Here is a 22,494-nt window from a genome sequence, read left to right on the forward strand (position 1 = left end):
CGGGCGGGTGACCGACGCGATCGTGGTGGGGGCCGGCCCGAACGGGCTGGCCGCCGCCGTCACCCTGGCCCGCCGCGGCGTCTCGGTGACCGTCCTGGAGGCCGCCGCCACGATCGGCGGCGGCACCCGGACCTCGGAGAACACGCTGCCGGGCGTGCTGCACGACGACTGCTCGGCCATCCACCCGACCAGCCTGGCCTCGCCGTTCCTGCGTGATCTCGACCTGGAGCGGCACGGGCTGCGCTGGCGGTGGCCCGAGGTCGACCTGGCGCACCCGCTGGACTCCGGTTCCGCCGGGGTGCTGGTCCGCTCGCTGGACGACACGGTGGCCGGGTTGGGTATCGACGGGCCGGCCTGGCGGCGGGTGTTCGGCCCGCTGGTGGCCGGGTGGGACGACCTGATCGGCGAGCTGTTCCGCCCGGTCCTGCACCTGCCGAGGCACCCGCTGCTGCTGGCGCGCTTCGGGCTCGGCGCCCCGCTGCCCGCCACTCTGCTGGCCAAGATGTGGCGTACCCCGGAGGCCCGCGCGCTGTTCGCCGGCTGCGCCGCGCACTCGTTCGCCCCGCTCACCCAACCGCTGACCTCGGCGATGGGACTGATCATCGCCGCCAGCGGCCACGGCAGCGGCTGGCCGGTGGCCGAGGGCGGCTCGCGGTCGATCACCGATGCGCTGGCCGCCCGGCTGGTCGAGCTCGGCGGCACGATCAAGACGGGTGTGCCGGTCGAGTCGTACGGGGAGGTGAGCCACGCCGACGCGGTGCTGCTCGACCTCGCCCCGCGCGCGGCGGCCGACCTGCTCGGCGCCGCGCAACCCGCCCGGATCGCGCGGGCGTACCGCCGCTACCGGCACGCTCCCGGGGCGTTCAAGCTCGACCTTGCCGTCGAGGGCGGCGTGCCGTGGACCAACGAGCCGAGCCGCCGGGCCGGCACGCTGCATCTCGGCGGGACCATCGAGGAGGTCACGGCCGCCGAGCGGGACACCAACCGGGGCAGGATGCCGGAGCGCCCGTTCGTGCTGGTCGGGCAGCAGTACCTGGCCGACCCCAGCCGCTCCGCCGGCAACGTGCACCCGATCTACGCCTACGCCCACGTGCCGCACGGCTACCCCGGCGACGCCACTGAGGTGATCATCGACCAGATCGAACGGTTCGCCCCGGGTGTCCGGGAGCGGATCGTCGGCCGGTTCGCCCGCGGTACCACCGAGTTGGCCAGCTACAACCGCAACTTCATCGGTGGCGACATCGTCGGCGGGGCGAACAACATCCCGCAGGTGGCGCTGCGCCCGCGCATCGCGGTCGATCCGTACTACACCGGAGTGCCCGGGGTGTACCTCTGCTCGGCCGCGACGCCGCCCGGGGCCGGCGTGCACGGCATGTGTGGCTTCAACGCGGCGAGCTCAGCGTTGCGCGCGCTGCGTTGATCTCTCCATCGGCGGGGCGCGGCGTCCTGTGGCCACGCCCTGGGTTTCGGGACCACGGGCCTGACGTCGGCCTCGGAGCCCCATTACGCGGATTGAGCGGCGCCTAAAGTCTCAATTGGGCGGAGTGAGTGGCACCTAAAGTCTCATCGGCGCGGTCTTCTGCTTTATCGGCAGGGCTACGGGCGGACCTGAGCGGCCAAACGAGCGAAACTCGGTAGCCCACATGCCGTAACGCCCCGTCGCGCTCGGTCGACCGCCGAGACAGCCGGCCGAGCGCTGACCGCACACACCGTCGTTCCGCCGTACACACCGCCAAACCTGTGCGGGGCGCTACGACGGTGTGTGCCGTGGTGCTGAGAGTGCTGACGGTGCTGACTGGGGTGGTCGGCACCGGTCGGTACAGTCCGGCCGTGGACGGCGCGCTCCGTGGCCTTCGTCGCCCGGGCGGCCGGCATGTTCGCCGTGACCAACATCGACGACATCCTCGTCCTGGCGTTGTTCTTCGGTCGGTGTGCCGGGCACCGGGGTGCCGCGGTCCGGGTGGTGATCGGCCAGTACCTGGGTTTTGCGGCCATCCTGGTCGCCTCGCTCGCCGGGGCACTCGGGGCCGGGTTGCTGCCGCGCCCGGCCATCGCCTATCTCGGACTGCTGCCGCTGCTGCTCGGCATCCGGGCGGCCTGGGGCGTCTGGCGGGACCGGCACGGCACCGGCCCGGACGCCGGCCCCGGTCCGGACGCCGGCACCGGCACCGGCACCGGCACCGCTTCAGTCCTTACCGTCGCGGCGGTCACCTTCGCCAACGGCGGCGACAACATCGGCGTCTACGTGCCGGTGTTCGCAACCGCCGGCCCCGCTGGCCTGGTCGGCTATTCAGCGGTGTTCCTCGTCCTGGTCGGGGTCTGGTGCGGAGTGGGCCGGTTCCTCGCCACCCGGCCGCCGGTGGCCCGCACGCTCGCCCGGTTCGGCCACCTGCTGCTGCCGGCCGTGCTGATCGGCATCGGCCTGCTGATCCTGGTCGAAGGCCACGCGTTCGGCCTCTGACCTGCGCTTTCAGTCGCGCCAGAGCGGGGCGGTGAGGCAGGTCGGGCCGCCGTCGCCCTTCACCGAGACTTCCGAGCCGTCGTATACGTGGGTCTCGCAGCCGTGCGCCTCCAGCGCCGCCCGGATCCGGGGGTTGCCGTCGACCAGGACCACCACCCGAGGGCGTACCGCCAGGACGTTGCAGCCCATGGTGAGGTACTCCTCGTCGTCCACCGGCACGACCGTGATGCCGCGCGCCTCGAGGGACTGCATCAGGCTGACCGGCGCGAGCGGCGGGTAGACCACCGCGAGGTCGTCGGCGACCGGCGAGATGAACGACATCAGGTGCAGCACGTGCTCCGGGCCTCCTGCGTGCGGCAGGTCCACCGAGACGACGGTGACGCCCTCCTCGGCCAGCAGTGCGCGCAGCTGGGCCACCGCCGGCTCGTTGGTGCGGTAGCTGCGCCCGATCACCAGGGTCTGCTCGTCGAGCCAGATGAAGTCACCCCCGTCGGCGACCGCGGCACCGGTCAGCCGCCCGATCACGGGCACGCCGGCGCGCTCGAACGCCGCGCCCAGCAGCTCCGGCTCGGGCTGGCGTACCGGCTTGGTCATCTGGAACAGGATCGCGCCGCGGCCGGTGACCAGTGCGGGGTCGCGGGCGTAGACGGCGTCGACGAGGCCGTCGATCGGCGCGGCCACCTCGACCTCGGCGCCGAGGGAGCGCAGCAGCGCCGCGAACTCGTCGTGCTGGCTGGCCAGCAGCGCCGGGTCGGGGGTGCGCCAGTCGGCGGCGGCGAAGTCGCCCCCGGTGCTGGGCCGGCGGACCAGGACCCGGCGGAGCGGCGCGCTCATCGAGCGAACCCCGAAGTGAGCGTCGGTGGCCAATTGGGTCTGCGATGAGTCCATTTGGCTACCATAAGAGGACCGGTCCGCGTCCCCGGCCGCCTGTGCATGCCGCTTAGCACCTACGACTACCGACGCCGACCCGGTCGAAAGCTGGCGGCGGTTGAGGACGATCCGACGCCAGCGCTTGCAGTAGCAAATGATTCGTATCCGTCGTGATGAGCGTTGCCACGCTCATGCTTGCCGGAAGTGGGACCGGCTTACCTGGTGCGGCCTATGCTGCCGCCTGTCCCGCACTCAGTCCGTCGGCTTCGTGACACGCGGACGTCGACGCCAGGTTCGGCGATCCCCGGTGTTCGAGTTCGACAGAATTGTCGGCTCGTGGTTTCAGCTGGACGCCAGATCTTTCAGCGACCTGCGCAATGCCTCGACCGCGCCGTCCAGCTCGGCCGGCTCGATCACCAGCGGCGGGGCGAGGCGCAGGGTCTGGCCGTGGGTGTCCTTCGCCAACACGCCGTGCGCGAGCAGCCGTTCGCAGACCGCCCGGCCGGTGCCCAGCCCGGGGTCGACGTCGATGCCGGCCCACAGCCCGAGGCTGCGCACGGCGGTCACCCCGTGTCCGACCAGCGACTCCAGCCCGGCGCGCAGCTGCTCACCCAGTACCCGGGCGCGCTCCTGGTACTCGCCGGTGGCCAGCATCCCGACCACGGCCCGGCCGACCGCACAGGCCAGCGGGTTGCCGCCGAAGGTGGAGCCGTGCTGGCCGGGGCGCAGCACACCGAGCACGTCGGCGTCGGCGAGCACCGCGGACACCGGCACCACGCCGCCGCCGAGCGCCTTACCGAGCAGGTACATGTCCGGCACCACGCCGTAGTGCTCGCAGGCCAGGGTGCGCCCGGTACGGGCCAGCCCGGACTGCACCTCGTCGGCGATGAACAGCACGTTGTGCCGGGTGCACAGCTCGCGCACCCGCGCCAGGTAACCGGGCGGCGGCAGGATCACGCCCGCCTCGCCCTGCACCGGCTCCAGGAGCACCGCGACGGTGTCGCCGTTGATGGCGGCGGCCAGCGCGGCGGCGTCGCCGAAGGGCACCGCGCGGAAGCCGGGGGTGTAGGGGCCGAAGTCGGCGCGGGCGTCCGGGTCGTCCGAGAAGCTGATCACGGTGGTGGTGCGGCCGTGGAAGTTGTTGGCGGCGACCACCATGTTCGCCCGCCCCGCCGGCACGCCCTTGACCCGATAGCCCCACTTGCGGGCCACCTTGATGCCGGTCTCCACCGCCTCGGCACCGGTGTTCATCGGCAGCACCAGCTGCTTGCCGACGAGCGCGGTGAGCTCGGCGCAGAACGGGCCGAACTGGTCGTGGTGGAACGCCCGGCTGGTCAGGGTGACCCGGCCCAGCTGGTCGCGGGCGGCGTCCACGATCCGCTCGTTGCCGTGCCCGAAGTTCACCGCCGAGTAGGCCGAGAGGCAGTCCAGGTAACGGTTGCCGGCGACGTCGGTGACCCAGGAGCCCCGCGCGGTGGCGATCACCACCGGCAGTGGGGCGTAGTTGGCGGCGCTGTGCGCCTCGCCGAGCTGGATGTACTCGGTCGCGGTGCGCACGGGTGTGTCGGTGAACAGGCTCATGTCCGGATCTCCAGGGTGCAGCACTTGGCGCCGCCGCCGGCCTTGAGCAGCTCGGACAGGTCGACACCAATGGGGTGGAAGCCGCGCTCGCGCAGCTGGGCGATGAGGCCGGTGGCCGCCTCGGCGAGTACCACGTGGTACCCGTCGGACACCGCGTTCAGCCCGAGTACGGCGGCGTCGGCGGGGGCGGCCAGGATCGCGTCCGGGAACAGCCGGCGCAGCGTCTCCCTGCTGCCCTGGCTGAACGCTTCGGGGGTGTAGGCCACCGTGGTGTGGTCGGGGTGGTCGTCGAGCACGGCGAGCGCCGTGTCCAGGTGGTAGAAGCGCGGGTCGACCAGGCGCAGCGACACCACCGGCAGCCCGAACGTCTCCCGCACCTCGGCGTGCGCGGCGAGCGTGGTGCGGAACCCGGTACCGGCCAGCACCATGTCGCCGACCGTGAGGAAGTCGCCCTCGCCCTCGTTGACCTGTTCGGCCGCGGCGACCGCGGTCAGCCCGGAGCCGCGCAGCCAGTCGAGATAGGCCGGACCCTCACCGGCGCGCTGCGGGTAGGCGAACCGGGCGCCCAGGGCGCGGTCCCCGATCACCAGGCCACCGTTGGCGGCGAACACCATGTCCGGCAGGCCGGGCTCCGAGGCGATCGTCTCGACGACGTGCCCGAGGTCGGTGTAGGTCCGGCGCAGCCGGTCCCACTGCCGACGGGCCAGCGCGAGGTCGATCGGCCGTGCGGTGTCCATCCAGGGGTTGATCGCGTAGGAGACCGCGAAGTGGTCGGGCGGGCACATGAGGTACCGGCGCCGCCGTGCCACGCGAGCGGTCGCGGTGCTGGTCAACAGGGGTGCGGAGTCCGCGATGACGGTCACAGTCTGAACTGTATGTTCGTACGGATGCCGCAATCAATACGTCGATATTGCGTCTGTACCGTCGATTTATTGCGTAATATTCGGAAAATCAGAGTTCTGTTGTGTTGATCTCCAATTCGGTCATCGACCCCTCGAGGAGGAGCGCGTGGACGACATCGACCGGCAGGTCGTGGGGTGCCTGCTGCGGGACGGCCGGGCCACCTTCGCCGAGGTCGGCGCGCAGGTGGGGCTGTCCGCGCCGGCGGCGAAACGGCGGGTGGACCGGCTGGTGGCCAGCGGCGCGATCCGGGGGTTCACGGCGGTGATCGACCCCGCCGCGCTGGGCTGGACCACGGAGGCCTACGTCGAGCTGTACTGCCGGGGCACGGTCTCGCCGCAGGATCTGCGGCGCAGCCTCGAGCACGTGCCGGAGGTGGTCAGCGCGTGCACGGTCACCGGTTCGGCGGACGCGCTGCTGCAGATGCTGGCCACCGACATCACCCAGCTCGAGCAGGCCATGGAACGGGTCCGCAAGGAGCCCAATGTGGACCACACCGAGAGCGTCATCGTGCTGTCCCGGCTGATCGACCGGCGTACGTGAGTCCGGCACACTCGACTCGTGAGCTCACCGACGGGCGCGGTCGACCCCGGGGTCGCGGACAGAGCGCGGCGGACCGCGGCCGAGGCCGCGGCCCGGGCCGGCGTCCGCATCGGCCTGGTCGAGGACGTGGCCGGCACGTCGGAGGTGTCGCGGTTCCTCGCCGAGCTGTGGAACAGCACCGAGGCGATGCCGGCCGAGGTGCTGCGCGGGATCTGGCACGCCGGCGGCTCGGCGCTGGCCGCGTACGCCGGCGACCGGCTGGTCGGCGCGGCGGTGGCCGTCTTCGAGCCGCCGGCCACCCGGCACCATCGAGAACACCCTGGTGGCGGGGGCTCCGGTGCACCCGGTGCCGCCGGCCCGCCGCACGGTCCGCTCGGGGTCGTAGCAGGGCACCAGCAGGGCAACTAGTGCCCCGGCTCGGCCGCCAGTACCCGGTGGCCGAGCTGCTGGCAGGCGACCAGGGCGACCTCGACGTCGAGGCGCCCGTCGGTGAGCGGCCGGCCGCGGATCTCCTCGGCCTTGCGGACCCGGTAGTGCACGGTGTTCTTGTGCAGGTGCAGCCGTGCCGCGGCATCGGTGAAGCTGCCGCCGGTCTCCAGGAACAGGCGCACGGTCTCCCGCAGCCGGGCCATGCCCTCGTCGTCGCGGGCCAGCTCGCCCAGCGTGCGGCCCACCCAGGTACGCAGCGCGTCCAGATCCTCGGACAGCATCGCGGCGATGCTCACCCTGGCGAAGCTGAGCACCGGGGGGAGGTGCTCGCCGGAGGTCTCGGCGACCGTCTTGGCCCGCAACGCCTCCCGGTGCGAGGACCGGAAGCCAGCTACGCCTGGTGCCGGCTCGCCGAGGGCGATGCGCAGCGGGGACGCGTCATCCAGCTTCGTGGCCAGCACCTTCTCGTCCAGGCGCATCGACGGCGGGCCGGACAGCCAGGCCCAGAGCGTGTGGTCGTCCGCGAGCACGGTGAGCGGCCGGCCGCCGTGTGCGGAGGCGAGCACCCCGGCAGCGGACTCCACCCACTTCGCGGCGTTCGGGGTGTCGATCTCGACCCAGGCGACGGCGGCGATGTGCCACCCGCGCAGCCGGTACCCGATCATCGCCTCGGCGGTGCTCAGGTCGAGGTTCTCGTCGTCCAGCACGGTGCGCAGTGCGATCGCCCTGGCGGCGTCGGTGCGTTGGGTCCACAGCTTGCGTTCGGTCTCGTAGATGTCGATCAGGTGCCCGGAGACCTGGTCGATGTAGCGGCCGACGACGGAGACGACCTCCTGGGCACAGCCGAGCAGCACCGCCGAGGGCAGCGACCGCTCACCGAGGCCGCGCAGGAACCACTGGACCACCCGTTCCTGGCCGAGCCGGTACGCCCGCAGCAGGCCCTCGACCGGCAGGTCGCGCTGGGCGAACCGGCGGGCGTACGCGGCGGCCGCGGCCGGCACGTCGATGCGGTCCAGCGGCAGCCCGTGCAGCAGGATGTCCAAGATCGTGGAAAGGTTGGACGAGGTGCTCGCGGCCATCAGCTCGCGGACCGCCTCGTCGCCCTGGAACGCCGGGATCAGGTCCAGGAAGAGGGCGGCGAGCTCGGCGGTGAGTGCCGGGACCTGGGCGTCCAGCTCGCGCGCCACCTCCGCGACGACCTGTCGGGTGGTCGCGTCGCTGGCCATGCCTGACCCTAGCGCCAGCGGCCTGACCGGCCACGCTGGTGGCCACCTCGGTGCCAGAGCTTGCCCGTTCCGACTGAGGATTGGCTACTGCCACTAAGTTGTGAGTGCCGTAACCAGGCCGTAGTCTCACCCGGACGTGGAACCTCGGAAGAGTGCCCCCGGACGCCGAACGTGAGGATCTCGATGGCCACCTTGAGTACGCGGCAGAAGCCGGCCTCCGCACCGGTCCGGGCCTGGCGGTCGCTGTCGTCCAAGGACCGGTTCTCCCTCGGCGGGATGTACGGCTTCATCGCGCTGCTGCACATCGTCGGGTTCGTCGTGCTGTTCGCCGTCGTCGTGCCGGCCAACTACTCGCTGGGCACCACCGGCGTCTACACCGCCGGGATCGGTCTGCTGGCCTACACGTTCGGGCTGCGGCACGCCTTCGACGCCGACCACATCGCGGCCGTCGACAACACCACCCGGAAGCTGCTGGGCGAGCGCACCGAGTCCGGCCCGCGCCCGCTCTCGGTCGGCTTCTGGTTCTCCCTCGGGCACTCCACGATCGTCTTCGGACTGACGTTCCTGCTCTCCATCGGGGTGCGGGCGCTGGCAGGGCAGGTCGAGGACGACGGCTCCCAGCTGCACTCGGTGACCGGCATCGTCGGCGCCTCGGTCTCCGGGGTGTTCCTGTGGATCCTCGGGATCCTCAACCTGGTGGTGCTGATCGGCATCATCGGTGTCTTCCGCCGGATGCGGCACGGCCACTTCGACGAGCAGGAGCTCGAGGAGCAGCTGAACAAGCGCGGGTTCATGAACCGCTTCCTGAACGGGCTCACCAAATCTGTCCGCAAGCCCTGGCACATCTACCCGGTCGGGGTGCTGTTTGGGCTCGGCTTCGACACCGCGACCGAGGTCGGCCTGCTGGTGCTCGCCGGCGGCGCGGCGGCCTTCAACCTGCCCTTCTACGCGATCCTGGTACTGCCGATCCTGTTCGCCGCCGGCATGTCGCTGATGGACACCACCGACGGGGTGTTCATGAACTTCGCGTACGGCTGGGCCTTCGCCAAGCCGGTCCGCAAGGTCTTCTACAACATCACCATCACCGCGCTGTCGGTCGCCGTGGCGCTGATCATCGGCACCATCGAGCTGATCGGCGTGCTGGTGGACCAGGCGGGCATCCAGTCCGGCCCGCTGTTCGACATCGCCTCGATCCCGCTGGACCTCGCCGGCTACGCCATCGTGGCGCTGTTCGTGCTCGCCTGGCTGGTCGCGTTCGCGGTGTGGAAGGTCGGCCGGGTCGAGGAGAAGTGGTCCGCCCGGCTGGCCACGCAACCGGCGGACTGATCCAGTCCGGGTCCGCGGCGCACCGGGGGACGCTCTAGGGTCCGCGGTATGGCCAGGTACTTCGATGTCCACCCGGAGAATCCGCAGCACCGCTCGATCGTCCAGATCGTGGACCTGGTCCGCAACGACGGGTTGATCGTCTACCCGACCGACTCCTGCTTCGCGCTCGGCTGCCAGGTGGGAAACCGGGCCGGCCTCGACCGGATCAGGGACATCCGCCACCTCGACGACCGGCACCACTTCACCCTGGTGTGCGCCGACTTCGCACAGCTCGGCAAGTTCGTCCGGATCAGCAACAAGGTCTTCCGGATGATCAAGGCCGCGACGCCCGGCAGCTACACGTTCATCCTGCCGGCTACCAACGACGTGCCGCGTCGGCTGATGCACCCCAAGAAGAAGACCGTGGGGGTGCGCATCCCGGAGCACGCGGTGGTCCAGGCGCTGCTGTCCGAGCTGGGCGAGCCGCTGCTGTCCAGCACGCTGCTGCTGCCCGACGAGAAGGAGCCGCTCACCCAGGGCTGGGAGATCAAGGAACGCCTGGACAACGTGGTGGATGCGGTGGTCGACTCCGACGACTGTGGCACCGAGCCGACCACGGTGATCGACTTCTCCGGTGACGAGCCGGAGATCGTCCGGCGCGGCGCCGGCGACCCCTCCCGGTTCGAGTAGGGCGGACCCTGTCCGGTCGGGCGGTTGCGCCTGCCCGACCGGTGTGCGCTCGGTCTCCGTGGTGCGGCGCACCCGGTGGAGGGCCCGGCTCGGGCACTAGGCTCCGCCGGAGATCGGTTGGACGAGCGGCGAAGGGGCCGGGCATGGCGAGCAGCAAGGAGTGGTTCGAGACCGTCGCAGAGGCGCAGCGTCGAGCGAAGCGCCGGCTGCCGAAGTCGGTGTATCTCGCACTGGTGGCCGGTGCCGAGCGGGGTCTCACACTCGAGGACAACGTCAACGCGTTCAGCGAGCTGGGTTTCCGCCCGCACATCGCGGACCTGCCCCAGCACCGCGAGCAGTCCACCACGGTGCTCGGCCAGGACATCTCCTTCCCGGTGATCATCTCGCCGACCGGGGTACAGGCGGTCAACCCGGACGGTGAGGTCGCGGTGGCCAGGGCGGCCGCGGCCGCCGGTACCGCGATGGGGCTCAGCTCGTTCGCCAGCAAGCCGATCGAGGAGGTCGCGGCGGCGAACCCGAAGGTCTTCTTCCAGATGTACTGGGTGGGCGGCAAGGACCGGCTGCTGCAGCGGGCCGAGCGGGCCCGCTCGGCCGGCGCCAAGGCGCTCATCATCACGCTGGACTGGACGTTCGCGCACCGCCGCGACTGGGGCAGCCCGTTCATCCCGGAGCGCCTCGACCTCAAGGCCATGCTCAAGTTCGCCCCGGAGGGCATCGTCCGGCCGCGCTGGCTGCTGGACTTCGCGAAGTCCGGCAAGCTGCCCGACCTGAGCACGCCGAACCTGGCCGCCCCCGGCGAGCAGGCGCCGACCTTCTTCGGCGCCTACGGCGAGTGGATGGGCACCCCGTTGCCCACCTGGGACGACGTGAAGTGGCTGCGGGACGAGTGGGGCGGGCCGTTCATGGTCAAGGGGATCATGCACCCGGATGACGCCCGGCGGGCGGTGGACATCGGCGCCACCGCCATCTCGGTGTCCAACCACGGCGGCAACAACCTGGACGGCACGCCGGCCTCGATCCGGGCGCTGCCCGCGGTGGTCGACGCGGTCGGCGACCAGATCGAGGTACTGCTGGACGGTGGCATCCGGCGGGGCAGCGACGTGGTCAAGGCGCTGGCACTGGGCGCCAAGGCAGTCATGATCGGGCGCGCCTACCTGTGGGGCATGGCGGCATCCGGCGAGCGCGGCGTGGCCAACGTACTGGAGATCCTGAAGAGCGGGGTCGACGAGGCGCTGCTCGGGCTGGGCCGGGGGTCCATCCACGACCTGGTCCGGGAGGATCTGATCATCCCGGACGGCTTCACCAAGGCCGCCCCGGCACCCCGCCAGAGCGGCGCCACCCCCAGCTGACCGCCCGGTTCGCGGGTCGGCTAGCGGCGGGTCCAGTTGCGGACCATCCGCGAGCCGACCAGCCCGGCGAGTGCGGCCCCGACCAGTGCTCCGATGCCGAGCGTGATGAGCGTGTTCGGGAACACCGGGGCGGTCACCGAGTAGGCCGGCGCCACGATGGACGCGATGTTGGATGTGGTGACCTGGGCCGCGATCTGGTTCTGCAGATCCGTCACCTGGGCCTGCAGGTCGCCGACCGCGTCCGGCGCCGTCGCGGGGTTGGCCAACTGGCGCTGCGCACTGTCCAGCTGGGCCTGAAGCTGCGACTGGTTGCCGGTGTCGTTGGCGATCTCGAGGTAGCGCTTGGCGATCGCGTCGGTCAGCTGGATGCCGGAGGACCGGTCCGGGTGGTTGACCTGGATCGTGATGATCTCGCTGTTCGGGACGACCGTCGCGGTGGTGTTCTTGATCAGGTAGTCGATCGGGACGCCGGTGCTGTCCGCGACCGGCTGCAGCACGTCCCGGCCGGTGATCAGCACGGTCTGGGTGGTGAGCGTGCGGTCCGCGTTGTCGTCGCCGGAGGAGCTGGCGCCCAGGCTGAACCGGATCGTGGTCTGGGCCGCGTACACGTGCGGGAGTACGACGGTGGCGACCAGCCCGAGGACCACGCCGACCACGACCAGGATGGCGGACACCAGGGTGAGCCGGACCTGCTGGGCCTTGGTGAGGCGGGGGCGGGACGGAGTGGGTGGCGGTCCGAACCCCGACTGGGGTCGGAACTGGCCCGGCCCGGGTGGCCCTGGCAGGCGCTGGGCCGGACGGCCCGCACCTCCGGCGGGGGCCGAGCTGGGGGTAACCATCGACAACGTCTCTCCTCGCAAACCTCTCGCGGTCGTGATCGGGGGCCTGACTCCGCGCGCCAGCCACCGAGGACGGTACCGCCCCGCTACCAGGCTAGAGGCGGGACCCTGAGAATGCAGCGCTGAATACCTTGTCGATCGTGTAGTTGCGCGCGCGACGCCGCGGTGCCCTGTGCGGCGTAGTCGCAGGTCGGCGCGGGACTCAGCCGGTGTACGCCCAGCCGCGCCAGCCGTCCACGGCTATCCGGATCACCGGCCCGACCGGCGGCTCGGCCCGGTACTGCGGGTACTTGGCACAGAGCCGGCGCACCGGGTCGGCGCGCTCCGTCTCGTCGGTCAGCACGGTCGCCCGGCCGTCCGCGCGCGCCCACCACAGCGCCGCCCAGTGGTCATCGTCATAGTGCTCGGCGAGCACCGAGACCCGGTCGTTGCCGGCGATGTTGCGCAGCCGGCGCAGGTTCGCGGTGCTCTTGGGCTTGTGGTCCACCGCGATCACCAGCACCGAGTCGGTCAGGTCGAAGGTGACCGGGACCAGGTGCGGGCGCCCCTGCTCGGACACGGTGCCCAGGTAGGCCACCCGAGCACCCGCCAGTCGGCGCCGGACGTCCTCCTCGGCCAGCCGCATGCCGCCGACCCTAGCCCCGGCGCGCGCTCAGAGCAGGAACCGGAACTGGGGGCTGTCCGGCGGCACCCGCTCGATGTTCGGAGGTGCCGCGCGCATCCGTTCCAGCAGCGCGTCCAGGTCCTCCGGGCGACCCAGCTCGATACCGACCAGCGCCGGCCCGAACTCCCGGTTGTTGCGCTTGACGTACTCGAAGAGCGTGATGTCGTCGTCCGGGCCGAGTACGTCGTCCAGGAAGCGGCGCAGCGCCCCCGGCTCCTGCGGGAAGTCCACCAGGAAGTAGTGCTTGCGGCCCTCGTGCACCAGGGCCCGCTCGACGATCTCGGCGTACCGGCTGACGTCGTTGTTGCCGCCGGAGAGCAGGCACACCACGGTCGCCCCGGGCACGTCGAGCCCGGCGGCCACCGAGTCCATCAGGGCGGCCGAGGCGAGCGCACCGGCCGGCTCGGCGATGATGCCGTCGGACTGGTAGAGCTCGAGCATCTCCACGCACACCGAACCCTCGGCGACGGTGGTCACGGTCGCCGCGCCGGCCTCCACGCCGTCCCGCGCGATCGGGTAGGTGACCTCGCCGGCCCGGCGCACCGCCGCGCCGTCCACGAACGGGTCGACGGTCTCCAGGTCCACCGGCCGGCCGGCGGCCAGCGCGGCGGTCAGGCAGGCCGCCCCGGCCGGCTCCACGCCGACGACCCGTACCTCGGGGTGCCGCTCGCGCAGCCATACCAGCGAGCCGGCGAGCAGCCCGCCGCCGCCGACCGGCACCACGAGCACATCGGGCGCCCGGCCCAGCTGCCCGACCAGCTCGCGGACCACGGTGCCCTGCCCGGCGACCGTCCTGGGGTGGTCGAACGCGGGCACCAGGGTGGCCCCGGTGTGCCGGGTGTCGTCACGGGCCGCCTCGGCGGCGTCGTCGTAGGCGTCGCCGACCACCCGCACCTCCACGACGTCGCCGCCGAGGTAGGCCACCCGGTCCCGCTTCTGCCTGGGCGTGGTGCGCGGCAGGTACACCCGGGCGCGGACGCCGAGCCGGGCGCAGGCGTAGGCGACACCCTGGGCGTGGTTGCCGGCGCTGGCACACACCACGCCGCTCGCCCTGGCCGAGGCGTCGAGCTGGGAGATCAGGTTGTAGGCGCCGCGGATCTTGTAGGAGCGCACCGGCAGCAGGTCCTCGCGCTTGAGCCAGACCTGCGTGCCGCTGCAGTCGCTGAGCCGGGGGCTGCGTTCGAGGGGGCTGGCCGGGATCACCCCGAGCAGGCGTGCGGCCGCGTCGTCGACGTCGTCGGCGGTCACCGGAATCACCGTGGTCACCCGATGACGGTGCCACGGCGCGCCGGGCGTCCGGGGACCGGGTCAGGTGCGTGCGTCAGTCGGTGCACAGGCCCTTGGCGGCGAGCACCCGGGCGGTGGCCTGGTCCACGTTCGCCTGGGGCAGCTGGCCGGTGCGCACGGCCACCTGCAGCCGGTCCAGCACGGTCCCCGGGTCGCCGTCGGAGGTCCACAGCGCGACGTCGGCGCCGGCCCGCAGCGCGGTGAGCACCGCGTCGGGCAGGTCGTGCTGGTCGGTGATCGCGCGCATCGCACCGAGGTCGTCGGTCATCACCAGGCCGCGGAAGCCGAAGTCGCCGCGCAGCAGCTGGTAGGCGGCCGGGCTGAGGCTGGCCGGCTGCCCGCCGGTCAGCCCGGGCACGTTCAGGTGCCCGACCATCACCGCCGCCGGGCCGGTGCCGAGCAGGTCCCGGTAGGGCACCAGGTCGTCGGTGCGCAGCGAGGCCAGCGGCGGGGTGGAGACCAGGCCGGCGTGCGAGTCGCCGTTGACCCGCCCGTGCCCGGGGAAGTGCTTGAACACCGGCAGCACACCGGCGTCCCGCAGCCCCGAGGCGAACGCGCCCGCGTAGCTGACCACGGTGTTCGGGTCGGCGCTGAACGACCGGTCGCCGATCGCCGAGCCGGCCGGCTGGTTGCCGACGTCGAGCACCGGGGCCATGTCCACCGTGACACCCCTGGCGCGCAGCTGCTTGCCGCGCTTCGCGCCCAGCGCCCGGACCTGGGCCGGGGTCATCGTCTGGGCCATCACCCTGGCGCTCGGGATGGAGCCGTCAAGCTGGTCGATCCGCTGGACCCGGCCGCCCTCCTCGTCCACCGAGACCGCCACCGGCAGCGGGCTGGCGGCGCGCATCGGGGCCAGTGCGTTGGCGCGCAACATCGCGGTGGGGTTGCCGCCGATGAAGATCCCGCCGATGCCGTCGGCGGCCACCACCGTGCGCGCCGATTTCGGCTGGGCCGGGTTCACCCCGACCCACAGGCGCTGGGCCAGCCGGGCGCGCAGCGGCAGCGCCGCGACCTTCGGGGCGCAGGCGGGAAGGCCGGGCGCGGCGGCCGGGGCGGGGCTGTCGGCCGGTGCGCCGGCGGTGTTGCCCTCGGTGTTGCCCTCGGTGTTGCCCGCGGTGCCGCTCGCCGTGCCGGCAGCAGGCTCGGGGTGCCGTGCGGCGACCAGCCTGGGGATGCCGACGGCCAGTCCGGCGACGACCAGCACCGCGAGGGCGAGGAGGCCGAGCCGGCCACCGGGTACCCGCCAACGCGGCCGTCCCCGCTCGGCGGTACCGGGCGGGGCGGGGCGGTGCCGGCCGGACCCCGGGGTGGGGGTCGGGGGCCGATCGGGGAGCTGGCGGGCGATGTCCCGAGGGTACGGCGGCCGCTCAGACCTCGTAGTGGCGCACCCCGTCGACCTCGGTGCGCTTCAGTCGGCCCTGCTCGGCGAGCAGATCCAGGTGGGCGGACGTCTCGGCGATGGCCATGCACTGGTTGAACAGGTCCATCTCGTCCAGGCGGCGGCCCCGGCGGGTCCAGGTCAGCTGCCCGGCGGTCTCGAACCCGGTGCCGGCACCCGCGGCGACCGCGGCTTCCATCTCGTCCAGCCGCACGGCGTGGTGCTCCAGCAGCTGGTCCACCCTGGCGTGCACGCTGGGCGAGACCGGTCCGTGCGCCGGTAGCAGCTGGCGGTCCGGCATGCCCCGCACCATCCGCAGCGAGTCCAGGTAGTCCCCGAGCGGCGAGTGCGCCAGCTCGGCCTCGAACCCGACCGAGGGCGTGATGTGCGGCAGCACGTGGTCGCCGGCGAACATCGCGTCCCGCTCGGCGTCGATGAACACCAGGTGCCCCCGGGTGTGCCCGGGCGTGGCGACCGCCTGCAGGGTGCGCCCCCGCAGCTCGACGTCGGCCGGGGCGGTGAGCCAGTCGTCCGGGTCCTCCCAGATCGACGGGTCGTGCTGTGAGGACTCCGGGATCAGCTCGTCGAGCAGCTTCTCGGCGCCGCCGAAGCGCAGCTGGGCGAGCAGGGAGGTCCACGGCGCACGGTCCGGGTCGGCGCTCAGCCGCACCGAGGGCAGCTCGTCGGCACCCAGGCTGATCCGGTTGCCGAACTCGCGGCGCAGCCGCACCGCCAGCGTGTAGTGGTCGCGGTGCACGTGGGTGATCAGGAACCGGTGCACGTCGCCGATGCCGTGGCCGAGCGCCGCGAGCGCCTTCTCCAGCACCCCCCGGGCCTCCTCGACGGCCCAACCCGAGTCGATCATGACGAGCCCATCACCGTCGCGCAGCGCGTAGACGTTGACCGCCTTCAACCCGTCCATGGGCAGCGGCATCGGGATCCGGAAGAGCCCCGGTGACACCTCGTACACGCCTTCGGCGGTCCAGTCGCCGTTCGGGTCATCCGACTCGATTCGCACGGGCCGCTCCTCTCTTCTGCCGGTCTGCGGCCGGGCTGGGGAACGCCGATGGCGTCCCGGCTGCCCGGGCTCGACCCCGATTCGAACCCGTTGCGCCATGCAACGGCAAGTCCGCAGCGCGCGTAGCGCATTACTGTGGCCTGTGTCACGCGATGAGCCCATACTCAGGCCGCCGTTCCGGCGGAGACCCGGATCGGGCACCCTGGATGGAGTGAGTGGAACGGTGGTCACGCGGTGGCCGGGGCTACTGCCCGGGCGGTGGCGGGCCGCGCTGGCCGTGTTGGCCCCGCTGAGTGCGCTCGGCCTGCTGGCACTGGGCTGGTGGTATGCCGGGCAGGAGTCCGCCGGCGCGCTGGACACCGCCCTGGACGACCAGCTGGTCGCGCACCGGGGTCCACACCTGCACCTGCTGTGGAGTGTCTCCGACCTGGGTAGCCCGCCCGTGCTGCCGCTGGGCATCCTGGTGCTCGCGGTGGCCGCCGGCCTCACCCAACGCCGCTGGCCGGCCGTGCTGCTCGCGGTCGCCGGCCCGATGGTCGCCGTGGTGCTCACCGAGTTCGTGCTCAAGCCGCTGGTCGGGCGCACCCATGAGGGCGGCCTGTCGCTGCCCAGCGGGCACACCACCAGCATCACAGCGATGGCCTGGGTGTTCGTCCTGCTCTTCGTGGCCGGCGCGCGACACCGGCCGTGGTGGCTGCGCGCACTGCTGGCGGTGCTGGCGGTGGCCGCGGTGCTCGCGGTGGCCGGCTCCATGGTCGCGCTGGAACGGCACTACGCCACCGACACGATGGCCGGTGCGCTGGAGGCGACGGCGGTGGTCGGCGCGGTGGCACTGCTGCTGGACGGTTGGCTGCGCCGGCGTCGACCCACCGGCCGGCCCAGCCTCGGGAGCTGACCCGGACCGGCTGATCCGAGCCTTCCGCTCAGCGGAAGTGGGCCTGCCGCGGCACGCTGGCCGGGCGACACCATGGATCCCGTAGCTCCCAGCGTCGCGGCGATGAGCGGCGGCGGGACAACCAGCCGTGAGGAGGAGCCGGTGGCCGTACCTACCCACCACGTTGCCGAGGCGGGCACGCTGCCCCAGTACCGGTCGGACCCGGACGGGAGCCAGCCGCCGCTGGACTTCCCCGCTTACCGGTCCACCGGGCTGCGCCATCCGAACGAGCCGCTGATCCTGCTGCCTCAACGGCTGACCGAGGTGACCGGGCCGGTACTGGGCCCCGGCCGGGTCGGCCCACTGGACCACGACCTGACCCGCCAGCACGCCGGCGAACCGATCGGGCAGCGCATCATCGTGCACGGCACGCTGCGCGACGGGAACGGCCGCCCGGTGCCGAACTCGCTGGTCGAGATCTGGCAGGCCAACGCCGGCGGCCGCTACCGGCACAAGGTGGACAACTGGCCGAGCCCGCTGGACCCGAACTTCACCGGGGTGGGGCGGGCGCTGACCGACGCCCAGGGCCACTACGAGTTCGTCACGATCAAGCCGGGCGCCTACCCGTGGGGCAACCACGACAACGCCTGGCGGCCGGCGCACATCCACTTCTCGGTGTTCGGCCGTGCGTTCACCCAACGGCTGGTCACCCAGATGTACTTCCCGGACGACCCGTTGTTCGCCCATGACCCGGTCTTCAACTCGGTGCCCGACGAAGCCGCCCGGCAGCGGATGGTCTCCCAGTTCGACCTGGACAACACGGTGGAGCAGTGGGCGCTGGGCTTCCGCTTCGACATCGTGCTGCGCGGTCGCTCGGCGACCCCGTTCGAGGAGCCGCACCAGTGACCGCGACCGAGCTGACCGGGACCGAGCTGACCGGGACCGAGCTGACCGGGACCGAGCTGGCGGGGCCGACGCCGTCGCAGACCGTCGGGCCCTACCTGGCGATCGGGCTGCCGTGGCCGGACGGGCCGGATGTGGTGCCGCCGGGCACCTCCGGGGCGTTCGAGGTCGTCGGCACCGTGTTCGACGGCAACGGGCAGCCGGTGCCGGATGCGATGGTCGAGACCTGGCAGGCGGACCCGGACGGCCGGTTCGACCACCCGGACGACCCGCGCGGCCCGGTGCCCGGCTGGCGGGGGTTCGGGCGCAGCGCCACCGACGACGGCGGTAGCTACGTGATCCGCACCGTGCTGCCGGGGGCGCTGCCCGGGCAGGCCCCGCACCTCGACGTCTCGGTGTTCTCCAGGGGGCTGCTGAACCGGGTGGTGACCCGGATCTACTTCCCGGACCACGCGGACGCACACGCCGCCGACCCGGTGCTCGCCTCGGTCCCCGAGAAGCGCCGGGGCACCCTCGTCGCGGTCCCGACCGAGGGTGGCTACCGGTTCGACGTGCACCTGCAGGGACCGGGGGAGACCGTCTTCTTCGATGTCTGACCTGGCGCCGTTCGCGGAGGTACCGGCCCGTGCGGTCGGTTCCGGCGGCGACCCGCGTGACGGGAACTGCGAGCCGGCGGTGCGGTCCACGGTCGCACGGGCGCTCGGGGTGCTCGAGGTGTTCTCCGCCGGCCACCTGGAGCTGACGCTGTCGGAGATCGCCCGCCGTGCCGGCCTGCCGCTGACCACCGCGCACCGGATCGTCGGCGAGCTGACCCGCTGGGGCGCCCTGGAGCGCGCCGACCACGGTGGCTACCAGGTCGGACTGCGGCTGTGGGAAGTTGGCGCGCTGGCGCCGAGGGGACACGGGTTGCGGGAGATCGCACTGCCCTTCCTGGAGGACCTCTACGAGGCCACCCGGCAGAACGTGCAGCTCGGCGTCGTGGACGGGACCGACGTGGTCTACGTGGAGCGCATCGCGGCCCGTACCGCGGTGGCGGTGATCACCCGGGCCGGCAGCCGGATGCCGCTGCACGCCACCGGGGTCGGCCTGGTGCTGCTCGCGTTCGCCGACGTGGCGTTCCAGGAACGGATCCTGGCGGCCCCGATGCGCCGGTTCACCGAGAAGACCATCGTGAACCCGGCCGAGCTGCGCCGGGTGATCGCGGACGTGCGGCACCGGCGGATCGCGATCAGCGACGGTCAGGTCACCCTGGATGCGCTGTCGGTGGCGGCGCCGATCTTCGGGACGGACGGGCGGGTGACGGCCGCGTTGTCGGTCGTGGTGCCCAACGAACACTCTGCCCAGGAGTACATCCCGGTGGTGCACGCGGCGGCCCGCGGCATCTCGCGCGGCCTCGGCTGGCGCCCCGTCTGACGGTCGTGGGTGCGGAGCGTTGCCCTAGCAGGCTCCGCGCCCACGACGCCTTGGGTCAGCGGTCCTCGGGCCAGGTGTCGCCGAACATCGGCAGCTTGCTCACCGACTCCTCGCGGGACACCTCGTCCTGGAGCACGTCCCAGTGCTCCTTGAGCAGGCCCCCCTCCATCCGGACCAGGTCGACGGCGATCCACGCGGCCGGCCGCCCGGTGCCGGCGAAGCGGCCGCGCACCAGCAGCAGGTCGCCCGCGGCCATGATCAGTTCGAGTTCGTGGCTCAGGGTCGGCGGCAGGCTCTTGACCAGGTTGAACAGGCCGTCGCGGCCCGGCGGGATGTGAGCGCTGTGCTGGATGTACTCGGGTGCCCAGAACTTCTCGGCGGCGGCGTAGTCCCGCTTGTTGAACAGCGTGTCGAAGGCCTCCCGGACGATTGCCTTGTTCCGGGACTCAGTGGTTTCGACTGCGCCGGTCTCGGCCGCAACGGTCTCGGTCATGAGCTGGGTGTCCCATCAGTTGGTGTCGGAGGCGGTCAGTTTGTTGACCACTTGGACCACAATATGAATTGTGGTCCACTTAGTCAACAAAATTGTGGTCCGGCTGGACAACAACTCGGTAGGGTGGGTGGCATGGGAAGGACGCGGGGCTTCGACGAGGCCACTGTGCTGCACACGGTCCGTGACCAGTTCTGGGACACCGGCTACGAGGGCACCTCGACCTACGACCTGATGGACGCCACCGGCCTGGGCAAGGGCAGCATCTACAAGGCGTTCGGCAACAAGCGCGAGCTCTACCTGCGGATCTTCGCCGACTACTGCGACGACATCGTCGGACAGGTTCAGCAGGCCGTCGGATCGCGGCAGGTCGACGGCCCGGATGCGACCTCCGGCTCGCCGTTGCGGCGGCTGGAGCAGTACGTCGTGTCACTGGCCAACGCCTTCGCCGCGGAGTCGCCGCACCGCGGCTGCTTCCTCAGCAAGGCGACCGCGGACCTCGCGGGCGCCGACGAAGCGGTGGCCGAACGGGCCAGGGACGCCTTCGACCGGATCGCCGGCATCCTCGGCGCGGCGATCTGCGACGCGCAGCGGGCCAACGAGATCGATCCGGCCGCCGACCCGAGGACGCTGGGCTACCTGCTGCTGTCGGTGATCAGGGGAATCGACTGCATCGCCAAGGCGGGCGTCGACCCCTCAACGCTGAGCGATACCGCTCGCGCCGCGATCACGCTGCTCCCCAGACCCACTACCTGAGGGGTCACTGCCTGAGGAGTCGCTGCCTGAGGGGTCACTGCCCGAGGAGTCGGGTCGGGCCGGTCGCACCAGGGACACCAGCCCACCGACCACCAGCGTGATCAGCACACCCAACGGCACGAACCAGGGGAACGCGAGCGACTTGCCGCCGATGCTCACGCCGACCGCGGCCCAGCCGGTACCCAGCAGCGTGGCGATGAACGCGGTCGCGGCGGCCACCCCGTCGGCCCGGCGGACGAGAAGTCCGAGCAGGAACGCGCCGAGCAGCGCCCCGTAGGTGTAGGAGGCGATGGAGAGCCCGAGCTCCACCACGGGGTTCTTCGTGGTGGTGAACATCGAGGCGAAGGCGACCATGACCAGCGCCCACCCGCCGGTGGCCCAGCGCGCGATCTTCAGCATCGTGTCCGGTGCGGGGGAGCGGCCGGCCCAGGACTGCACGAGGTCGGCGATGGTGGAGTTGGACAGTGAGTTCAGCGCGCTGGACAATGAGCCCATGGTGGCGGCCAGGATCCCCGCGACCAGCAGCCCGGACAGCCCCATCGGGAGCCCGCGCAGGATGAAATCGCCGAAGATCTGGTCCGAGCTCAATCCGAGCCGCTGCAGCGACGCGCCGTGGTTCGCCACCCAGAGCAGCGCGCCCACCAGGGAGAACAGTGCGAACTGGATGCCGACCGCAACCGCCGAGCCGATCATCGCCTTGCGCCCGTCGGACAGGGACCGGCAGGACAGCACCCGCTGGGCGATCAGTTGGTCCGACCCGTGCGAGCCCATCGTCAGCAGCGCCCCGCCGACGATCGCGGTGACGAAGGCGTAGGGGCTGGTCAGGATCGGCAGGTCGAAGTTGAACACGGTGAGCTTGCCGGCCTGGAACGCGGTGCCGAGCGCGCCCGGGCCGGTCCGCCCGAGCAGCACCACGAGGCACACCAGCGCGCCGATCACGTACAGCGACATCTGCAGGAAGTCGGTCCACACCACCGCCTTGATCCCGCCGACGTAGGTGTAGGCGACGGTGACCGCGGTGATGGCCACGACGATGACGAAGTAGTTGACGTGCACGCCGAACTCGGCCAGCAGCAGCTTGATCGGGATGGCGCCGGCGAACAGCCGCACCCCCTCCGCGAGCAGCCGGGTGACCAGGAAGGTCACCGAGGCCAGTGCCTGCACGTGCCGGCCGAATCGCAGCCCCAGGTACTGGTAGGCGCTGACGAAGCCGCCGCGGAAGTACAGCGGTAGCAGCACGAACGCGACCACGGTCCGGCCGATCAGGTAGCCGACGGCCAGCTCGACGTAGGAGAACGACCCGAGGTAGGCCACTCCGGGCACGCTGATCACGGTCAGGGTCGAGGTCTCGGTGGCGACGATGGAGAACATCACCGCCCACCAGGGCAGCGACCGCTCACCGGTGAAGTAGTCGGTGGCCGAACGCTGCCGGCCGGAGAGCTTCAGCCCGATCACCGCGATCGCGACGAGGTAGGCGACGATCACGGCGAGGTTGACTGCGTCGTGCATCGGGCCCTC

The 22,494-nt window shown here is 71.9% G+C and carries 23 protein-coding genes; 12 read left to right on the plus strand and 11 right to left on the minus strand.

Annotation, left to right across the window (positions count from 1 at the left end; genetic code table 11):
• Window positions 1-7 precede the first annotated feature (7 nt).
• A complete protein-coding gene (locus ACTXG6_RS20615) occupies window positions 8-1,420 on the plus strand; it encodes a phytoene desaturase family protein (RefSeq protein WP_445189427.1) in 1,413 nt (470 codons plus the stop codon).
• A 453-nt stretch (window positions 1,421-1,873) separates the two neighbouring features.
• Entirely contained in the window at window positions 1,874-2,461 is a 588-nt protein-coding gene (locus tag ACTXG6_RS20620) for a cadmium resistance transporter (protein ID WP_445190059.1), read from the plus strand.
• Window positions 2,462-2,470: 9 nt separating this feature from the next.
• Here the strand turns inward: ACTXG6_RS20620 and ACTXG6_RS20625 are convergent, their stop codons facing one another.
• The 3 genes from ACTXG6_RS20625 to ddaH all read right to left on the minus strand — a co-directional run bounded on the left by ACTXG6_RS20625 (window position 2,471) and on the right by ddaH (window position 5,766).
• Complete coding sequence (locus ACTXG6_RS20625) at window positions 2,471-3,295, minus strand: dimethylarginine dimethylaminohydrolase family protein (RefSeq protein ID WP_445189428.1); 825 nt, start codon at window positions 3,293-3,295, stop codon at window positions 2,471-2,473.
• Window positions 3,296-3,673: 378 nt separating this feature from the next.
• Window positions 3,674-4,912, minus strand: coding sequence for an ornithine--oxo-acid transaminase (gene rocD, locus ACTXG6_RS20630; protein WP_445189429.1), 1,239 nt, complete (start codon window positions 4,910-4,912; stop codon window positions 3,674-3,676).
• Window positions 4,909-5,766 (minus strand): dimethylargininase, encoded by an 858-nt coding sequence (gene ddaH, locus ACTXG6_RS20635; protein WP_445190060.1) that lies wholly within the window; start codon window positions 5,764-5,766, stop codon window positions 4,909-4,911. The genes rocD and ddaH overlap by 4 nt, the downstream gene beginning before the upstream one ends.
• A gap of 154 nt (window positions 5,767-5,920) precedes the next feature.
• On the opposite strand from ddaH, the gene ACTXG6_RS20640 reads away from it, so the two are divergent.
• Together ACTXG6_RS20640 and ACTXG6_RS20645 are read left to right on the plus strand one after the other, a co-directional pair.
• Entirely contained in the window at window positions 5,921-6,355 is a 435-nt protein-coding gene (locus tag ACTXG6_RS20640) for an Lrp/AsnC family transcriptional regulator (protein WP_445189430.1), read from the plus strand.
• Window positions 6,356-6,373: 18 nt separating this feature from the next.
• Window positions 6,374-6,763, plus strand: a complete 390-nt coding sequence (locus ACTXG6_RS20645) for a hypothetical protein (protein WP_445189431.1) — start codon at window positions 6,374-6,376, stop codon at window positions 6,761-6,763.
• Here the strand turns inward: ACTXG6_RS20645 and ACTXG6_RS20650 are convergent.
• Window positions 6,760-8,010 (minus strand): PucR family transcriptional regulator, encoded by a 1,251-nt coding sequence (locus ACTXG6_RS20650; protein WP_445189432.1) that lies wholly within the window; start codon window positions 8,008-8,010, stop codon window positions 6,760-6,762. The two genes, ACTXG6_RS20645 and ACTXG6_RS20650, sit on opposite strands and share 4 nt — an antisense overlap.
• Before the next feature lie 183 nt (window positions 8,011-8,193).
• On the opposite strand from ACTXG6_RS20650, the gene ACTXG6_RS20655 reads away from it, so the two are divergent.
• From ACTXG6_RS20655 to mftD, 3 genes are all read left to right on the plus strand, one after another.
• Window positions 8,194-9,336: a HoxN/HupN/NixA family nickel/cobalt transporter gene (locus ACTXG6_RS20655; protein WP_445189433.1), complete on the plus strand. Its 1,143-nt coding sequence runs from the start codon at window positions 8,194-8,196 to the stop codon at window positions 9,334-9,336.
• A 48-nt stretch (window positions 9,337-9,384) separates the two neighbouring features.
• Window positions 9,385-10,005 (plus strand): L-threonylcarbamoyladenylate synthase, encoded by a 621-nt coding sequence (locus ACTXG6_RS20660; RefSeq protein WP_445189434.1) that lies wholly within the window; start codon window positions 9,385-9,387, stop codon window positions 10,003-10,005.
• A gap of 143 nt (window positions 10,006-10,148) precedes the next feature.
• The gene (gene mftD, locus ACTXG6_RS20665; RefSeq protein ID WP_445189435.1) at window positions 10,149-11,354 is read left to right on the plus strand and encodes a pre-mycofactocin synthase MftD; all 1,206 of its coding nucleotides are present in this window, start codon (window positions 10,149-10,151) and stop codon (window positions 11,352-11,354) included.
• A 20-nt stretch (window positions 11,355-11,374) separates the two neighbouring features.
• Here the strand turns inward: mftD and ACTXG6_RS20670 are convergent, their stop codons facing one another.
• From ACTXG6_RS20670 to ACTXG6_RS20690, 5 genes are all read right to left on the minus strand, one after another.
• Window positions 11,375-12,193 (minus strand): hypothetical protein, encoded by an 819-nt coding sequence (locus tag ACTXG6_RS20670; RefSeq protein ID WP_445189436.1) that lies wholly within the window; start codon window positions 12,191-12,193, stop codon window positions 11,375-11,377.
• 202 nt (window positions 12,194-12,395) lie between these two features.
• Window positions 12,396-12,818 carry a TIGR03668 family PPOX class F420-dependent oxidoreductase gene (locus ACTXG6_RS20675; protein ID WP_445189437.1) on the minus strand — a complete coding sequence of 141 codons (423 nt, stop codon included), beginning with the start codon at window positions 12,816-12,818 and terminating at the stop codon, window positions 12,396-12,398.
• 27 nt (window positions 12,819-12,845) lie between these two features.
• A complete protein-coding gene (gene ilvA, locus ACTXG6_RS20680) occupies window positions 12,846-14,105 on the minus strand; it encodes a threonine ammonia-lyase IlvA (RefSeq protein ID WP_445189438.1) in 1,260 nt (419 codons plus the stop codon).
• Window positions 14,106-14,178: 73 nt separating this feature from the next.
• Window positions 14,179-15,348 carry a glycoside hydrolase family 3 N-terminal domain-containing protein gene (locus ACTXG6_RS20685; RefSeq protein ID WP_445189439.1) on the minus strand — a complete coding sequence of 390 codons (1,170 nt, stop codon included), beginning with the start codon at window positions 15,346-15,348 and terminating at the stop codon, window positions 14,179-14,181.
• Window positions 15,349-15,511: 163 nt separating this feature from the next.
• A complete protein-coding gene (locus ACTXG6_RS20690; RefSeq protein WP_445189440.1) occupies window positions 15,512-16,540 on the minus strand; it encodes an MBL fold metallo-hydrolase in 1,029 nt (342 codons plus the stop codon).
• A 223-nt stretch (window positions 16,541-16,763) separates the two neighbouring features.
• Here ACTXG6_RS20690 and ACTXG6_RS20695 point away from each other — a divergent pair, with 223 nt between their 5' ends.
• The 4 genes from ACTXG6_RS20695 to ACTXG6_RS20710 all read left to right on the plus strand — a co-directional run bounded on the left by ACTXG6_RS20695 (window position 16,764) and on the right by ACTXG6_RS20710 (window position 19,730).
• Window positions 16,764-17,435, plus strand: a complete 672-nt coding sequence (locus ACTXG6_RS20695) for a phosphatase PAP2 family protein (protein WP_445189441.1) — start codon at window positions 16,764-16,766, stop codon at window positions 17,433-17,435.
• A 141-nt stretch (window positions 17,436-17,576) separates the two neighbouring features.
• Window positions 17,577-18,320 (plus strand): protocatechuate 3,4-dioxygenase subunit beta, encoded by a 744-nt coding sequence (pcaH, locus tag ACTXG6_RS20700; RefSeq protein WP_445189442.1) that lies wholly within the window; start codon window positions 17,577-17,579, stop codon window positions 18,318-18,320.
• A 56-nt stretch (window positions 18,321-18,376) separates the two neighbouring features.
• Complete coding sequence (gene pcaG / locus ACTXG6_RS20705) at window positions 18,377-18,913, plus strand: protocatechuate 3,4-dioxygenase subunit alpha (RefSeq protein WP_445190061.1); 537 nt, start codon at window positions 18,377-18,379, stop codon at window positions 18,911-18,913.
• Complete coding sequence (locus ACTXG6_RS20710; protein ID WP_445189443.1) at window positions 18,906-19,730, plus strand: IclR family transcriptional regulator; 825 nt, start codon at window positions 18,906-18,908, stop codon at window positions 19,728-19,730. Before pcaG ends, ACTXG6_RS20710 begins: the two co-directional genes overlap by 8 nt.
• A gap of 55 nt (window positions 19,731-19,785) precedes the next feature.
• On the opposite strand, the gene ACTXG6_RS20715 is transcribed toward ACTXG6_RS20710, so the two are convergent.
• A complete protein-coding gene (locus tag ACTXG6_RS20715) occupies window positions 19,786-20,223 on the minus strand; it encodes a nuclear transport factor 2 family protein (protein ID WP_445189444.1) in 438 nt (145 codons plus the stop codon).
• A gap of 132 nt (window positions 20,224-20,355) precedes the next feature.
• On the opposite strand from ACTXG6_RS20715, the gene ACTXG6_RS20720 reads away from it, so the two are divergent.
• The gene (locus tag ACTXG6_RS20720; protein ID WP_445189445.1) at window positions 20,356-20,976 is read left to right on the plus strand and encodes a TetR/AcrR family transcriptional regulator; all 621 of its coding nucleotides are present in this window, start codon (window positions 20,356-20,358) and stop codon (window positions 20,974-20,976) included.
• On the opposite strand, the gene ACTXG6_RS20725 is transcribed toward ACTXG6_RS20720, so the two are convergent.
• The gene (locus ACTXG6_RS20725; RefSeq protein ID WP_445189446.1) at window positions 20,917-22,485 is read right to left on the minus strand and encodes a sodium:solute symporter; all 1,569 of its coding nucleotides are present in this window, start codon (window positions 22,483-22,485) and stop codon (window positions 20,917-20,919) included. The genes ACTXG6_RS20720 and ACTXG6_RS20725 overlap by 60 nt on opposite strands.
• Between the last annotated feature and the right edge of the window lie 9 nt (window positions 22,486-22,494).

This window comes from Pseudonocardia sp. Cha107L01 (assembly GCF_052566575.1).

Bases quoted from the DNA above. Each gene is read 5' to 3' on its own strand.
- ACTXG6_RS20620 (WP_445190059.1), top strand. From the start codon at position 1,874: ATGTTCGCCGTGACCAACATCGACGACATCCTCGTCCTGGCGTTGTTC.
- ACTXG6_RS20625 (WP_445189428.1), bottom strand. From the start codon at position 3,295: ATGAGCGCGCCGCTCCGCCGGGTCCTGGTCCGCCGGCCCAGCACCGGG.
- rocD (WP_445189429.1), bottom strand. From the start codon at position 4,912: ATGAGCCTGTTCACCGACACACCCGTGCGCACCGCGACCGAGTACATC.
- ACTXG6_RS20650 (WP_445189432.1), bottom strand. From the start codon at position 8,010: ATGGCCAGCGACGCGACCACCCGACAGGTCGTCGCGGAGGTGGCGCGC.
- ACTXG6_RS20655 (WP_445189433.1), top strand. From the start codon at position 8,194: ATGGCCACCTTGAGTACGCGGCAGAAGCCGGCCTCCGCACCGGTCCGG.
- ACTXG6_RS20660 (WP_445189434.1), top strand. From the start codon at position 9,385: ATGGCCAGGTACTTCGATGTCCACCCGGAGAATCCGCAGCACCGCTCG.
- mftD (WP_445189435.1), top strand. From the start codon at position 10,149: ATGGCGAGCAGCAAGGAGTGGTTCGAGACCGTCGCAGAGGCGCAGCGT.
- ACTXG6_RS20670 (WP_445189436.1), bottom strand. From the start codon at position 12,193: ATGGTTACCCCCAGCTCGGCCCCCGCCGGAGGTGCGGGCCGTCCGGCC.
- ACTXG6_RS20675 (WP_445189437.1), bottom strand. From the start codon at position 12,818: ATGCGGCTGGCCGAGGAGGACGTCCGGCGCCGACTGGCGGGTGCTCGG.
- ACTXG6_RS20710 (WP_445189443.1), top strand. From the start codon at position 18,906: ATGTCTGACCTGGCGCCGTTCGCGGAGGTACCGGCCCGTGCGGTCGGT.
- ACTXG6_RS20715 (WP_445189444.1), bottom strand. From the start codon at position 20,223: ATGACCGAGACCGTTGCGGCCGAGACCGGCGCAGTCGAAACCACTGAG.
- ACTXG6_RS20720 (WP_445189445.1), top strand. From the start codon at position 20,356: ATGGGAAGGACGCGGGGCTTCGACGAGGCCACTGTGCTGCACACGGTC.
- ACTXG6_RS20725 (WP_445189446.1), bottom strand. From the start codon at position 22,485: ATGCACGACGCAGTCAACCTCGCCGTGATCGTCGCCTACCTCGTCGCG.